At 54.5% G+C, this 15,300-nt stretch carries 13 protein-coding genes and 1 tRNA gene; 5 read left to right on the top strand and 9 right to left on the bottom strand.

Going from position 1 to position 15,300, the window contains the following annotated elements; genetic code table 11:
* Positions 1 to 336 precede the first annotated feature (336 nt).
* Positions 337 to 954, top strand: coding sequence for an HNH endonuclease (locus tag VH413_04450; GenBank protein ID HEX3797930.1), 618 nt, complete (start codon positions 337 to 339; stop codon positions 952 to 954).
* A gap of 21 nt (positions 955 to 975) precedes the next feature.
* Here the strand turns inward: VH413_04450 and VH413_04445 are convergent, their stop codons facing one another.
* From VH413_04445 to VH413_04420, 6 genes are all read right to left on the bottom strand, one after another.
* Positions 976 to 1,344 carry a hypothetical protein gene (locus tag VH413_04445; GenBank protein HEX3797929.1) on the bottom strand — a complete coding sequence of 123 codons (369 nt, stop codon included), beginning with the start codon at positions 1,342 to 1,344 and terminating at the stop codon, positions 976 to 978.
* Positions 1,345 to 1,352: 8 nt separating this feature from the next.
* Positions 1,353 to 1,427: transfer RNA gene (locus VH413_04440), tRNA-Glu, on the bottom strand.
* Between the two features lie 104 nt (positions 1,428 to 1,531).
* The gene (locus VH413_04435) at positions 1,532 to 2,137 is read right to left on the bottom strand and encodes a PEP-CTERM sorting domain-containing protein (GenBank protein ID HEX3797928.1); all 606 of its coding nucleotides are present in this window, start codon (positions 2,135 to 2,137) and stop codon (positions 1,532 to 1,534) included.
* Positions 2,138 to 2,187: 50 nt separating this feature from the next.
* Positions 2,188 to 2,892 carry a hypothetical protein gene (locus VH413_04430; GenBank protein ID HEX3797927.1) on the bottom strand — a complete coding sequence of 235 codons (705 nt, stop codon included), beginning with the start codon at positions 2,890 to 2,892 and terminating at the stop codon, positions 2,188 to 2,190.
* A gap of 226 nt (positions 2,893 to 3,118) precedes the next feature.
* Positions 3,119 to 4,189: an alcohol dehydrogenase catalytic domain-containing protein gene (locus VH413_04425; protein HEX3797926.1), complete on the bottom strand. Its 1,071-nt coding sequence runs from the start codon at positions 4,187 to 4,189 to the stop codon at positions 3,119 to 3,121.
* A 9-nt stretch (positions 4,190 to 4,198) separates the two neighbouring features.
* Positions 4,199 to 4,963 (bottom strand): RluA family pseudouridine synthase, encoded by a 765-nt coding sequence (locus VH413_04420; protein HEX3797925.1) that lies wholly within the window; start codon positions 4,961 to 4,963, stop codon positions 4,199 to 4,201.
* A 446-nt stretch (positions 4,964 to 5,409) separates the two neighbouring features.
* On the opposite strand from VH413_04420, the gene VH413_04415 reads away from it, so the two are divergent.
* From VH413_04415 to tnpA, 3 genes are all read left to right on the top strand, one after another.
* Positions 5,410 to 6,039, top strand: coding sequence for a DUF6580 family putative transport protein (locus VH413_04415; GenBank protein HEX3797924.1), 630 nt, complete (start codon positions 5,410 to 5,412; stop codon positions 6,037 to 6,039).
* Positions 6,039 to 6,248 (top strand): hypothetical protein, encoded by a 210-nt coding sequence (locus tag VH413_04410; protein HEX3797923.1) that lies wholly within the window; start codon positions 6,039 to 6,041, stop codon positions 6,246 to 6,248. Before VH413_04415 ends, VH413_04410 begins: the two co-directional genes overlap by 1 nt.
* Before the next feature lie 639 nt (positions 6,249 to 6,887).
* Entirely contained in the window at positions 6,888 to 7,343 is a 456-nt protein-coding gene (gene tnpA, locus VH413_04405) for an IS200/IS605 family transposase (protein ID HEX3797922.1), read from the top strand.
* Positions 7,344 to 8,042: 699 nt separating this feature from the next.
* On the opposite strand, the gene VH413_04400 is transcribed toward tnpA, so the two are convergent.
* Positions 8,043 to 9,341 carry a hypothetical protein gene (locus VH413_04400; protein ID HEX3797921.1) on the bottom strand — a complete coding sequence of 433 codons (1,299 nt, stop codon included), beginning with the start codon at positions 9,339 to 9,341 and terminating at the stop codon, positions 8,043 to 8,045.
* A 464-nt stretch (positions 9,342 to 9,805) separates the two neighbouring features.
* Here VH413_04400 and VH413_04395 point away from each other — a divergent pair, with 464 nt between their 5' ends.
* Positions 9,806 to 10,690 (top strand): phosphodiester glycosidase family protein, encoded by an 885-nt coding sequence (locus tag VH413_04395; protein HEX3797920.1) that lies wholly within the window; start codon positions 9,806 to 9,808, stop codon positions 10,688 to 10,690.
* 23 nt (positions 10,691 to 10,713) lie between these two features.
* Here VH413_04395 and cls read toward each other — a convergent pair whose 3' ends face one another.
* Positions 10,714 to 12,135: a cardiolipin synthase gene (gene cls, locus VH413_04390; protein HEX3797919.1), complete on the bottom strand. Its 1,422-nt coding sequence runs from the start codon at positions 12,133 to 12,135 to the stop codon at positions 10,714 to 10,716.
* Between the two features lie 112 nt (positions 12,136 to 12,247).
* On the bottom strand, positions 12,248 to 15,172 hold the full coding sequence (locus tag VH413_04385) for a sigma-70 family RNA polymerase sigma factor (protein HEX3797918.1): 2,925 nt from the start codon (positions 15,170 to 15,172) through the stop codon (positions 12,248 to 12,250).
* Between the last annotated feature and the right edge of the window lie 128 nt (positions 15,173 to 15,300).

Raw genomic sequence — 15,300 nt, 5'->3', positions numbered from 1 at the left:
GCCCTCGCGTGCAGTGGTTGGCGCCCTCGCCAACCACATCCGAGATGGCGGAAAATTCGCACATTCGCTTTAAAACTCGCACACCCCACCACCATCGGCGAGGGCGCCGATGGCAGCACGCGAGGGCGCGTGCGCTCCCCGGGACAAGACCGCCAATCATACCCCTCGGACATGTAAATGCTCATTTCAAGAACAGTGATAAGATGCGCCCGGTTGTGGCTGGGCATTTGTTCGCGAGTTACAAATACGTGAAATTGTCCCGTTGCGGCGCACCGCGAATTGACAGGGCGATTGAAGTTGTGTTAATTTCCGCGCCGACAACGCACTGGGTTCATTATGAATTCATTTTTAAACCAACATGTGCTGGTCCTGAACCGACTTTGGCAGGCGGTCAATATCTGCACGGCACGACGCGCCCTCACGCTGCTCTTCGAAGGGCATGCGCAGGTCGTCCTCAGCGGCGACGATGGGTCGTTTCAAACTTTCAGCTTCGATCAATGGCAGGATTTGTCGGAGCAACAGCCGCACCCGGAAAGCATCCACACGATTTCATTTCGCATTCGCGTGCCGCGCGTGATTTTGCTGGTGATGTTCGACCGTATGCCGAAGAAGGAAGTGAAGTTCACGCGGCATAATATTTTTGAGCGCGATAGTAATACATGCCAGTATTGCGGCCAATTATTTGATCGCAAGGATTTGAATCTGGATCACGTCATCCCGCGCGATCGTGGCGGACCGACGACGTGGGAAAATATCGTTTGCTCCTGCATCCCTTGTAACACGCGCAAAGCGAATCATACTCCCCAGGAAGCCGGCATGCATCTCATCCGCAAGCCAAAGCGGCCGAAGTGGCGTCCGTTCGTCCAGATCAATCTCGGCATGCACCAGCACGAAAGCTGGAAGCATTTCATTGATCTGGCCTATTGGAACGTGGAATTGGGCGAAGGGACTTGATTGGGCCAGTTCGCCTTCCCATTATTCCTGCGGTGACGAAACGGCGGCTTCGATGAGTTCCCAGAATTTTGGGTTTTGTTGAAGCGCTTCGTCTTCTTCCAGCTTCAAACCGGAACGGAAATAGAAATCCTTGAGCGTGTGGCGGCTCAGGATGCGATGCACCACCACGCCCAGATCGTGTCGCTCAAAATAGACGCGGTAATCTCCTACGCGAAAACGATGCAGCGTGCGCCCAGCGCGTTCCAACTGGCCGAATTCATCCAGGTCGGTGGCCAGGACTTGCTGTGGCAAGCCACGGAATTCGCCAAGGATTTGCAACTGTAATTCCTTGGGCATGCGGGCGAGTTCAGCGGCGCTCGTCGGATTGAAGATGATTTGAAATGGACGCATGATAAAAATGGTAGCGCGTACGGGAATCGCACCCGTCTCTCAGCCTTGAGAGGGCCGTGTCCTAACTGATAGACGAACGCGCCAGCCAAATAAGTTTCGCCAAATGCTAACGGCGATTTTTTTTCTGTCAACGTCTGGTGAAAAAAAAAGCCGCCCTTTCGGGCGGCTGTGAAAGAGACAGGCTTAATTATTTCTTGCGGCGGAAAGCCAACAAGGAAGCTGCACCAAGAGCGCCAAGAGCGATCGTGGTCGGCTCAGGAGTATTGGGAATAGCCGTGAGAGTCATCCCCGTGAACTGACCAGCACCAGTAATTGCAGGCGCTGTAGCTGGAGGAGTACCAGCCCCGCCAGTTCCCTCGCTCCACACTGCAGAGTTACCAAACAAGGTCGAACCCCCGCTTAAAGCAGCAGCCACAGAAGCTGCGTTATTGTCCCAACCTACGATTTCAAGCCAAACGGTCGCACCAAGAGGAACATTTTGCAAAGTTACACTAGGAGCATCAAAAACACCAGTAGGACCAGCCGGAGGCTGTAAAACAGGCGTTACAGATGTTGCTATCCAATTTCCCAAGGCACCATTCATAGAAGTAATGGCAGCCGGAGCAGCACCACCATTGTCTATTTGATAGAACATTTCAACCTGATCACCGCCAGTAGAGTTAGCATTAGCAGTAACACCATTAATAGTAGTTTTAACAGGCACGCCAGGATTGTTAGCGTATTGAATTGTCCCCTGAGCGTAAGCACCAATGCAAATGAATAGCGCGACCGGGATTGTTGTTAGTTTTTTCATACTTGTTGTTCTATTTGGTTGATTAGATTTCTATTTTATTGGTTGAACTATCAATTAACTGAGAAGTTTTCAACCCAGTTTCCACCTGCTGTACTGAACAGGAAAACACCTTCACCGACATTAAGCGTTGGCCCATTTGTAGAACCACCACCCGCAACCGAGTCAAACCATCCAAAGCCTTGGAAGTAAGTAATGGTATCATAACCACCCTCAGCCGCATACGCCGTTGAATTATAACGGTAAATCACATCGTTAGCCGTAACAGGAACCCCCAACGTGCTCGATTCACCAGGAACACCAGGCGGCAACGCTTCAGGAACAACCGAGCCAACTAAATTGAAGGAGTTTGCAGCCAGCGTGTTCGTATATGTTCCAGCAGAAATCTGACCAACAAACGTAATGTTTGTCGCAGTCGGCGAGAAGAAGAAGAAGCCAGTTCCAGGAGCCAAATGAGTAGTGCCAGGAAACCAACCGAAGTCAGCAAAATAGCTTTCAACAGTTGAATTATATCCACCAGAGGGCGTAAAGGTGAAGACCTGAGAGTTCGCAACAATATTAGTAGCGAGAACAGTCGTGATCACATTAGTGTCACTCAAGCCGTCATCTAACGGGTTAGCTAAGATACTGAAGCCGGCAGGAACCGGGACATTCACGTAACCGACAATGTTCAATGAATAAACATTGGATTGCGCCATTGAGGAGGCGACACCTGCTGCGACGAACGCAGCGCCAAGAATTAATGCTTTTGTTCTCATTTTGTTATTTGTTGTTCTGTGTGTTTAACTGTGTGCGTGTTAAATTTGTCAAATTCAGGCGGGTATGTCAACTGGTTTCTAAATTATTTTTGAACATTTTTTCGAGCGGTTTTAGCCGGTTTTTGTTCTGCACCTAAGTGGCTGAATTAAAACATATAACGCCATTCATTCACCAAGGATTTTAAAGTCAAATTTCATGCTTTTTTCGCTTCAAATCCAACTTATTTTACGGTTTTTCGACTGCCACTATAATTTTTAACGATTCTGGTCGGGGATTGGATGCAAGTTCTACAGCAACCGCAGTTTCTTCGAGCGGGAACTCATGCGTAACCAGTTTCCGCACATCCAGCTTGCGCGAAAAGACGAGTTTCGCCACTTCCTTCTGAATCGTAAAATCGGCGGAGTAGCTGCCCAACAAATCTTTCTCATCAACGCAAACACTCGATGGATCCACGCTCATCTGGCTTCCGCGTTTCGTGTGCGCAAACAATAATAGCTGCCCCGCCCCGCGCAAAAGCTCCTGCGCCTGCAAAACCGCCGCATCCGACGGCACCGCGATCACCGCCGCATCAAGGCCTCGCCCGCGAGTTATTTTTTCCACGCCCTCCGCAAAATTTTTATCGCCCGCCACCAATGCCCAACTTGCCCCCCATGCTTGTGCCAATTTCAACCGCTCCGGCAAAAGATCGCTCGCAATAACCTTCACGCCTCGCAACGCCAGCAACCGCGTAAACAACAACCCAATCGGCCCTTGTCCCGCGACCAATACCACATCCCCCTTCAACAACCGCAACCGCTCCACCGCCTTCAACACCGTATTCACCGGCTCCTGCATTGCTCCCTCAATAAACGTATTCCGCGCCGGAATCTTCACCACGCCTGGCAGCACAAACGACATCACCCGCACGTATTCCGCATAACCTCCGCCCGCCGGCTCGAATCCCGCCGTGATCCCCGTCCGTTTATATTGCGCGCACTGGGCGAATGCCCCATGCCGGCACTCGTGACACCTCATGCACGGGATGTGATGATGCAACGCCACCCGTTCACCCACGCGAAATACCCGCACATTCGCGCCCATTCGCACAATCGTCCCCGCCGTTTCATGGCCGAACACCCGCGGTGGCGACACCGTCCCGTAATGGATCTTCTTAATATCCGTCGGGCACACTCCGCACGCCGCCACCTTCACCAGCAATTCACCCGGCCCGATTTTCGGCACCGGCAACGTCTCCACCCGCAAATCCTTCACCCCGCGATACACCACCGCCGACATCGTTTTAGGAATCGCAAACACCCCCAAATCTTAAACCCCTCCCACACCCCTGCCCATCATTTTTTCCACCACCCCTCCCTCCCGCAAAAAATCCATAAACCACCCCTCCGCCTCCGCCGCGAAAACCCTCTCCACCCCCCGCCAAACAAACCTCACCTCCCGCGCATGTAATCCCTGCCACGGCAAGATCATCCGCGCACGCTGCTCCGCCGTCATTCGATCCTCCACCAGCGCCATATATATATCCTCATCCCCGCCATACAACTTATCCCCCACAATCGCATGCCCGATATGCGCCAAATGAATACGAATCTGATGCTTCCGCCCCGTGTGCGGCCACACCCTCAACCACGTAAACTCCCCCTCCGCGCGCCCAAACCGCTGCACCACCTCAAAATCCGTCCGCGACAACGCCCCATCCTCGCGCACCCTATCCTTCACCGCCACAATACTTTCCGTATCCCTGCCCAGCGCCGCCTCAACACTCCCCCCACTCGACGCCACCCGCCCATGCACAATCGCCCAATACTCCTTTCGCACCACCCGCTCCTCCCACAGCTTCCGCAACTCCCGCGCCGCCACATCCGACTTCGCCACCAACACCACCCCACTCGTCTCCCGATCCAGCCGATTCACCAAATGCGCCCGCGCCTCCGCCCCGAGATGCAACCGCACCCGGCTAATCAAACTCGAATACACATCCCCCTTCGTCGGATGACAAACCAACCCCGCTGGCTTGTTAATCACCAACAACTCTCCATCCTCAAAAATCACCTCAAACAATTTTTCCATCATTATTTCCCCACGGACCGCGGGTCTATGACCCGCGGCAACATTAAACCGCCAAGCCACTCCCGACCCACACCAAGCCTATATCTCATCCACCACCAATCCGAACTGAAAACTGAAAACTGAAAACTTGAACCTCCTCTCTCCGCCGGATCGCGGGTCTATGACCCGCAGCAACCCAATATAAGATAGCCGCTGCCGACTTATTCCAAACCCTCATTTCAATCCCACGCCTTACTCTCTAATTCCACACCTCTTGCCCCTTTCCTCCACTCTGCGCCTCTCGCGCCTCTGCGCCTCTGCGTCAATCCATCCAACCACACCCTGAGTCCACGCCCTCACACCACCGCGCCCCGAAGTCACCTCCCCAATTCCGCACTCCGCACTCCGCATTCCGCACTGCACCACTCCGCACTGGATTCCCCTCCCCCATTCGAGTATCATTCTCAACGGTGAAAGGAAAAACCATACTGCCCATCATCCTGATGCTCCTCCTCGCGCTCACGCGCTGGCCCGGCCTCATGCCCCAGAACTTCAGCGCCGTTTACGCCATCATGTTCTGCGCCGGCGTTTACTTCCCTCGGCGACTCGTCTGGTGGCTCCCCTTCCTCACCCTCGCCCTCACCGACCTATTACTCAACCTCTACTACCACGCCCACTACGGCTCACCCATCTTCAGCCCGGAATTGCTTGGAAACTACCTCGCCTACGCCGCCATAGTGTGGCTCGGACGCCAATTCAACCACCGCTCCAACTTCTTTGCCCTCCTCGCCGGTGGACTCCTCGGCGCCATCATTTTTTACCTTATCACCAACACCATCTCCTGGTTCCTCAACCCATTTAACAATCCCGAATACACCAAGACATTGGGCGGCTGGATCCTCGCCCTCACCAAAGGAACCCAAGGCTGGCCCGAAACCTGGCAATTCTTCCGCAATACATTTACCAGCAGCGGCCTCTTCACCGCATTATTCGCCGGCGCCATGAAACTAATGGAAGCCACCGAACCCGAACCCCAGGAAGAAAAAGAACCCGAAGAAAAACCCCAGGACCAACCCCAGCCCGAAGAAGCCAAAGCCTGATGAGCGAGAAAACTCCATCAAAGCTGCAGACACTCGGTAAAGTCACACTCATAATCGGACTGCTGCTGATTCCATTTTTAGCCATCCCCTTCCTCGTCAAGCTTCCATATCCACTGGGAATATTTTTGACCGGCGGCTACTCTATCCTGGCCCTCCTTTACATCGTCATTACCCTCACCAAAGCTGGCCAACGCTCCGGCGATCATTAGTGGCGGAGCTGCCGCTCCCCCGTCCGAAGTCCCGCAGGGACGACCGAACTTAGCCCAGCAATTTATTGCTGGGTTTTCATTCCAGCCAAATCAAGTCCCGGCCAGGGACGAAAGAAAACATCCCCCCAACTTATCATGGGGAGGGCGAGCGTACCCGCGAGCCGTAATATTTTCATTTCAAAAACCCGCGCACACCACCGGTCGGGCCACGAACGACGTCACGCCATCGGCTCCCTTCATACAACCCCGAATGGGGTTGCGTAACAAAGCCCAGGGTTGGTTCGTCCCCGAACCTACCCTGGGAAAACCGCAAAAATCTTCCCAACCTCAACGAGGTTGCGCCAAGCTAACGAGACGAAATTCCACTAGATCAAATACACAATTTCTTCAAACCTTGCTGGCTGCTGACACGCCCGGTGAATTTTCGTCATCACTCACCCTCACCAATCGCCTCCTTGCATCCCATCCATCTTTTCCGCGATGCCCAACCGAAATGGTTCCACATTTACCGCTACTCACGTGCCAAAAAACAACCCCGAACGGGGTTAACAAAGCCCAGGGTTGGTTCGTCCTCGAACCTACCCTGGGGAAATCGCAAAAATCTTCCCAACCTCAACGAGGTTGTGCAAAGTTGCCCGCATGCCACAATCGCTCTCGGCCATTTACACTCACTTGGTCTTCTCAACGAAAGAACGTCGTCCCTGGCTGCGAGATCAGGCCACCCGCGAAGCCCTCTACGCCTTCCTCGCCGGAGTTTCAAATCAATTGGATTGCCCGGCGTTAATCATAGGTGGCGCAGAAGATCATGTGCATTTGCTGACGCGTTTTAGCCGCACCATCACCCAGGCAAACTGGGTAAAAGAATTAAAACGCGTATCGCATGATTGGCTTAGCCAGCAGGGCGATGAATACGTGGATTTCCAATGGCAAGCAGGCTACGCAAATTTTTCCGTCAGCGCATCCAATTTGGAAAAAGTGAAAGATTACATTTCCAGTCAAGCAGACCACCATAAAAAAATTGGATTCCAGGACGAGCTACGCGCGTTATTGCGCAAACACGATTTAAAGTGGGACGAACACTATTTGTGGGATTAAAGACTTGGCCCCTTTGATGTCGGAAACTTCAACGAACAAGAAGACCCATCACGCCCAACATGCGGGCCGCACATCCACGCAAGCCATAAAATCTTCACCTCACAAAAACCAGCGCATACCACACTGGTCGGCGACGAACCACATCACGCCATCCCTTCCCCTCATACAACCCCGAATGGGGTTGCGCAACAAAGCCCAGGGTTGGTTCGTCCCCGAACCTACCCTGGGAAACCCGCAAAAATCCTCCCAACCTCAACGAGGTTGCGCCAAAGTACCGAATCAACATTCGGCCAGATCAAATTCACAATTCTTTCGAGCCTCACCTAATCTCCTTCTATCCCGTCTTTTCCGCGATGCGGAACCAAGACGGACCCCGTCCTATCTCTCTTGCATCCATCCATTTTTTCCGCCGCACGAGAACCGAAACGGACCCTCCATTGAACCACTTCTCGCGTGAAAAAAAATCAACATCGAAGATGTTGCGCAACAAAGCCCAGGGTTGGCCCGTCCCCGGGCCTACCCTGGGTCACCCATCAAAAATCCCCTACCATATAGAGCGCAGCGAGTCGCGCCCCAAGGCGCGCTACCGCCTTCTCATTCTCTATATTACAGCATCATTTATTACCGGGCGTTCGTTCACATCCCCAGAAATGCTGTTCCTCCCCACAAAACCTGCAAATACACGGATTGCGGCAAATCCTATTGCACCTGAATCAACTGCTGGATAGGCAAATTTTGTGTGTTTATAGCCGTCTGTGAAAATAAATAACTGAGCAGAGCAAACACCGTGCGGTTTTGATTAGAATCGAGATACGGGCGAAATCTTTCGTCATCGCAATCGCCGATCGAATATTTCTCTTTGTCATAAGTAACTTCGACCAACTTCGGAACCGCGTCCGACAGCTTTGCCTCGTTTTTAATCATTAAAATTGGCCGATTGGTGAACGTCGCTTGGTCGCCGGGGCGAACATCATACGGTAAGCTTCGCGTTATAACTGCAATCGGACCGTACGCATCGTTGGTAAATCTGATATTCCTGGTGTTGTATAGGTTCGTAAAAAGGTCCTCTTCACACGCGACATTATTCATTATTGATTCAAAAGTTCGAATTGTAAACTCAATCGTCCGAACCTTCCTTGCAAATGCCAGTGAATTAGACAATGTCGTTTCATCGCAGGCGTAACAGTCTTTATACTCGTTTGGATCGCAGAGTTCATTAAGCTTAAGCTCGAATTTCATTTCGGTCTTCGCTTTGACAGTTGTTACGCCCGATTCGTTCTCCACGGAAAGTCCCGCTTGAATGGCGCCTACGACCTCGCTTAACTTGGGATTGCTGCCCTTAAACACAACATTCGCGGCATTAGTGGTTTTCTCGACGACCAGAGTTTGATAGAATTGAGCATCCCGAAGCTCATTGCAAAACTCCAGGAACTCGGGAAACGTGGGATCTGTAGGATCATTGAAATAGATTATTTCCTGGTTGGCGTGGCCCGGCATATCCGCCTTCACCCGGATCGAGTCCACCATCATTCGCACCAACCAATCAGCCTCCCAACCCTGATCATAGTAAGCCCAGAAAACTTTGTCCGACACCAGTTCAAGTAACGCCTGAACGTAATTGCTCCCGGTAATGGGAAGAAATTGAAATACCGGAGTTTGAGTTGCCCCGGTGTTAAAACTGCCTCCCAGGGTTAAGGTGCGCTGAATTAGCCCCGCACCACCCGCTATAGGAGCGGTTCTCGTTGCCGATGGAGTTAGACCGCCAGAAGTGCTGAATTGGTACTGAGAACTGATCGAGCCTAATTGCAAAAAATACACTGGATCTTGCTCTGACTCCCGTGCGAGATTCAACAAAAGCTGTTTGTTGAAGGCATTACCGTATGCCTCGGAATAATTTTCGTAATCAATCCGGAGAGTCCTGCCGTTAATACATCCACAGAGGAGAAGTAGTTGTAGGGATGCAATGAGTGTCGTGTAGATTGTGATTGGAGGTTTCATTTTTTTACAATTTCCGTCTGATGCGGATGTCTCCTGGAACCCCGGCATGGTATGAAAAGTTAAATATGCGTCAATAGAAATACTCCAAAACCTAAAATGCCTATTTCCCTTTAGTGGACGGTCTATGACTTTCGAATTTTTTACTGCTAAGACTCCTAGAAAAACCCAGGATGCACAAAAGGACATACAATCCCGAACGGCGGTTGTGGAACTTAGCCCCCGGGTTGGCTCGCCCGGAGCCTACCGGGGTTACCCGCGAAAATTCCTCCACCATATAGAGCAAAGCGAGTCGCGCCCCAAGGCGCGTTACCGCCTTCTTCCCAACTCCTCATTAACTTGCGGCCAACGAGAAAATTGGAAATCTGGCACCTGACGATTGGCAACGCTTGGTCGAAACAAATGGCAAACAAGCGCCCAACAACGTGGCTTGCACAATCCCTCCTCTCAATTACCATCGCTCCCCTATGTTTTTATCGCGCAAATTAAAACAAATACTTTCAATAAATTTCCTCGCCTGCGGACTCACCTGCGCCGCGCAAAATTCCCCCTCGGCTTCACCCGTGACTTACTCCCACATCGTCCGCCGCGACCCCAACTTCTCCATCCACGAAGTCACCATTAATCTCGCCGACCCTCGCGTTTCGGCCAAAGTCTCCCGCGGCGGTCCCGCTCCCGATGCCGATGGCCCCTGGACCACCACCCTCCTGCCCGTCAGCGAAATCGCCGCGCGCGAAGGCTTCGACATCGCCATCAACGGCGACTTTTTCTCCGCCAAATCCACGAAAGATATTGAAGGCCGCAACACCGGTTACGTTCGCGGCAAACCCGCTACCCCCGAGGGCATGGCCATGACCGATGGCCAGCTCTGGCACCTGCCAAAAGGCAAACGCCCCTGCCTCGTCATCACCACCAACCACACCGCCCTGCTCCTCTCCGCCATCACCACCGCCCCCACCAACATCGGCGCTTGGGAAATCATCGGTGGCCGGCAAATCCTCGTCCGCGGCGGCCAGCCCGTCGAATACACCAATGCCTTTGCCCTCGCGCGAAACCCCCGCACCGCCGTCGGCATTGATCGCACCGGCACGCTCCTGACTTTAGTCGTAGTGGACGGCCGCCAGCCCAACCTCTCAATTGGCATGACCCTGCGCGAACTCTCCGCCGAAATGATCGCCCTGGGCTGCGACACCGCCATCAATCTCGACGGCGGCGGCTCCTCCACCATGGCCTACCGCGATCCCGCCACCCACCAACTCCACGTTGTCAATTCTCCATCCGACACCAAAGAACGCTCCGTCGCCGACGCCCTCGGCATCACCATCCACGCGCCCATGCCCCCGGCTCAATAGTAATCGCCGCGGCACGTTCCCGCTCAAAGATACGGCGCGAACAAACGCGCAATCCCGTCGCGCAATCGGATCGGCAAAGAGCGCGCGTCCACTTCCGCCAACGACAATTCTCGCGCTTCGGCGCGCCGCCCGCGCACGAGTTCCTCCAACCCTTTGCCCAGTTCGGCATTGTAGGCTTCGACATTGAATTCAAAATTCAATCGCAAGCTCCGCGTGTCCCAATTAGCCGAACCCAAAAACGCCCACACGCCATCCACCACCATTAATTTCGAGTGATCAAACGGCCCGCGCGTCAGCCATACCCGGCAGCCATGCTGAAGCACCTGCCACAGTTGCGCAAACGTGGCCCAGTTCACATAAGTCAGATTCGAATGCTCCGGCAAAATGATATTCACCTCCACTCCCCGCAATGCCGCCGCCGTCAGCGCGGAAATAATTCCCGCATCAGGCAAAAAATACGGCGTGAGAATCTCCACTGAACGCCGGGCGCTGTTCAGCGCGCCGATGATCACCCACCGCAATCGGTCATGACTTTCGTCCGGCCCCGCTTCGATGCCCCGGGCCAGCACATCCCCGCAACGCGGGAGTGGTGGAAACCACTTATCGCCGCGCAGCGCCTCGCCGGTCGCGAACTGCCAATCATCTACGAAGACTTCGCTCAAATGCGCCACCACCGGCCCGTTGATGCGAAAGTGCAGATCACGAAAAAGTTTTGCGGGAGTTTCCGGCTGCCAGAATTCGTGCTTGATGTTGAATCCCCCCGTGAAACCCACCGTGCCGTCCACCACCAGAATCTTGCGATGGTTTCGCAGATTGATGTCGGGCAGCCAGCGAGGGGTCAACCGTGGATTAAACAATGCGGCTTGAATTCCCCGATGCCGCAAAGCGCGCGCCGCCGATGGCCACGAATATTTTGCCCCCACCGCATCAACCAAAACCCGCACCTCCACCCCGCGATTCTGCGCGCTTGCCAACGCCTCGATGAATCGCTCCCCGATACCCGTCGCATCGAAAATATAGCTCGCCAACCCAACCGATTTCGTCGCCGATTCAATCGCCTCCAGCATCGCCGGGTACGCCTCCTTGCCATCAACCAATACCGCGACGGCGTTTCCCGGCAACAGCGGGCGCGCGGCAACCTCACCCACCAATCGCGCCAGCGGCTCAAGATGCTCGGCTTCGCGCATCCCCAGGTCGGATTCGGTGAAGTCCGCCGTTGTGCGATGGCGAACCATCGCTTCGCGCAACGCCACGGCGCGGCGCCGCACCTGGTTAATTCCCAAAAGCAGGTAAAGTATTGGCCCGATGGCCGGCATGAGCCAGATGACGACGATCCACAACGCCGCCGAACGAGAATCGCGCTTGTAAATGATCGCGTGACCCGCCGCGAGCAGGGCTCCGGCAATTACCAGTCCACCAACCAGAAACTTAATCGGAAGCGTCACGCCGGCATAATCTCAGGCTATTCGCTGCCGATTAAAAGCTGAAACCTCGCTGGACTTTCCCGCGCCCGCTTGTCTTTAGCCTTGCGCGCGGCAGTGGCCAGCCAACTCGCAACTACTTCCTCGCCCGCAGAGCCTGAACTTGCACATTCACATCCGCATCCAACGTCAGCTCGTTCGTCTCCCCACCCTTCAATTCAAAATCAGCGATTGGAACTCCCATGTTCATCTGTCTTCCCTCATTGTCTTTACTCGGAACCCATCTCATCACCTGAAACGCTCCCGGCGGCACCTTCGCAAACTCAAACCGGCCCTCCGCATCTGTCTCCGTGCGAAATAATTCAAAGTCCAGTTTATAGAGATTTTTCCCCGGCGAGTAAGTCCTCATCAGATTCAACGCCTCCTTCGCCAGCGGACGCCCATTCCACATGACCACGCCCTGCACGCGCGCCCACGGTTGCAGATGCGCCACCCCGGCCTTGCGCAATTCATTCGGCGCCACACTCACAAATCCGCTCGGATCAACAATCGCAATCTCCTGAACACCGTCATCATCCGGCAGCATAAATTGTCCACTCGCATCCGTCGTCCGAATCCACACCGGATCCAGCGCGCCATACATCGAAGTGAACCTCCCAACACCCAAACTCCGTTCCACCCCCGGCGCCATTAACCCCGCTTGCGCGCCGATGGCTATGGTTCCATCCGCCCGATACACCGTGATTTGAACTTCCTTCGCCTTATGCAAATTGATGTCGAGTTCCTGCGCCCCTTCATCCGGTTGATACAAGCGCGTCACCTCCGGCTTGTAACCCTCCGCCGAAAACCGAAAAATATAACCCAGGTTCGATGTCCCACCGATCACCGGTTCATCGAGCGACTTGCGAAATTGTCCACCAGCGAGCAGCGGATTAAAGCGATCAATCGGACTCCACCACGGCGTCACGTCGCCCCGTCCGGTCGGCTGAACCGTGCCAATACTCAACCGGAATTTCGGCAGCAAATCCCCCGAATCAGCATCCCGCACCGTGCCCGAGATGAACAACGCCCGGGACAAAGTGATGACATGCTCCGAATCATCCGGACGAATGGATTCCGTTTCATGTTCTTGTTCCAGATAGCCGTCGGCGGAAAATTGCAACGGCAGCGCTTGATCCGGCGCATGCTCCCACACAATTCGTCCTTCCTCATCTGCCTTGCGCTGAAACTCGACCTGCGGCAACGGTGTCGGCAAATTAAGATCAAGGGACGCATACCATACACTAGCTTTTTTGATCGGCCTTCCTTTCGCATCCACAACTCGCAAGCGAAGCGTCTTGCCCTCCGTGAGCGTCAAGCTGATTGGCGTCGAATTTGAACCCACATTGACGGAAATTACGGCAGGCGCGTAACCCTTCATGGAAGCGGTCACCGGTGTGTCACCCGGTTTGCAACCCGTCAACTCGAACATGCCATTCTCATCGGTATGCGTCGTGCGGCTATTGACCTCGTCCACATAACCGGCGCGGACGAGAGCATTCGTGATCGGTTCGCCATTGGTATTAACCACCCGGCCCACCACTCCTCCCGCCACGCCAAGTTGAAACACATAAGAACCATCGCGCAATTTCGCCAGTGTCTCCAGCGGGGCCGTCGGCGAAAAACCCACTCGCGAATATTTTGGGTGCGACGCATCGCCGCTGATAAAAGGCAATACATCTTCCGCAATCCGGTTCATCTCCCAATGCCCCTGCGCATCCGTCGTGACCTTCACCTGGTCAAAGCGATGATCCTCCGGCCCAGTTTCGCTTTCCCACATGCCGCTGCATCCGAACTCTACCGACGCCTCCGCCACCGGACTGCCCTGCGGGTCCACCACCGTGCCATGCAGCAATACCGGCGGGACTAATTCCACCGTATAAGCGTCAGGAATCACGTCCCCTCTTTGCCGCACCCAGCGCAATCTCGTATCCGCATAACCTTCCACATGCGTGATGATCCAATAATCTCCGCTCATATAATTCGGATCAAACGGCGACACGCACTGGCCATCCTTCAACTCCACTTTTTTCTCCACCAAGGTTTGCGACCCCCGCGCCCATCCGAGCAAACCAATCGTCTGGTCTGGAATCGCCGCCCCCGTACTTTTATCCACCAGATGCAACACCGGCGCGTCCTGCTTCACGACTTTCGCCAATGCCCTTGCCTTCGCCAGCGGCATTTGCTTGGTGCTCGTCGTTTCCGGCACCGATGCCGCCGTCCCACCTCCTCCGGCCGCCGAAATGGCAGCCTCTTGAGTCACAACCGTTTTTTTCGGCTGCGCTAAAATTCCCACCGTGACCAGCGCCGCGATTGCCAGCGCCGCGAATCCCAATTTCGCCGCCAGCGTAAAACCTCCCGCGCTCACTCCCGCCGCGCCAATTCCCGCCATCGTTTGCCCAACGATTTTCGCGCCCAACGCCGCCGGTGCGGGAGCCACGATTTCCTGCGCCAGCGCCGTCCCCAATGCCGCCAGCGTTGACGTGATTCCCCGCAACGCCAGTCGGCTCCGCAATTTATCCACGGCGCGATCCACCCGCATCCGCGCCGCATTTTCCGACACGCCCAGCGCCGAACCGACTTCGGTGAACGGCTTCTTTTCAAAATACCGCAGCGACAGCGCATCGCGATCGGCGTCGTCCAATTCGGCAATGGTTTCATCCAGAATCGGGCGCACCTGATCCCAATCCGGCTCAGAGTTTGGAGTGGTTGAGGGCATGGCGAGGGTGGCCTGTTCGCGTTGACGGCGCCGCTGTTCAGTCCGCACGAGTTTCGCGGCGGCGAACCGCGCGCTGACATGCAGCCAACTGCTCAAGGCATTGCAGTTGGCGAGACTGTCCGCCTTGCGCGCCAAGTCGGCAAAAACCAGTTGGCAAACATCTTCCGCCAAATGTGCATCGCCGCTGACCAGGCGCAAGGCGGTGGAATAAACATGATCCAGATGGCGGCGCACCAACTCGGCGAAGGTGGCTTCATCCCGTCGTTTTACGTATTGCGTTAGCAGTTCAATATCCGGCGTCATACATTTTCTTACCTATAGGCACCCGCCGGTAATGAAAAACGCACAATGAAATTGAACTATGCCCCTCGCCTGAACGCCATCAAGTAAAAGAGTAAACCTCCAACACCCCCGAATCACTTCACCCCACA

It is taken from the genome of Verrucomicrobiia bacterium (genome assembly GCA_036268055.1).
Taxonomy (GTDB): domain Bacteria; phylum Verrucomicrobiota; class Verrucomicrobiia; order Limisphaerales; family Pedosphaeraceae; genus DATAUW01.
The sequence above is the reverse complement of the archived record's forward strand: the minus strand, read 5'-3'. Positions and strand labels throughout refer to the sequence as shown.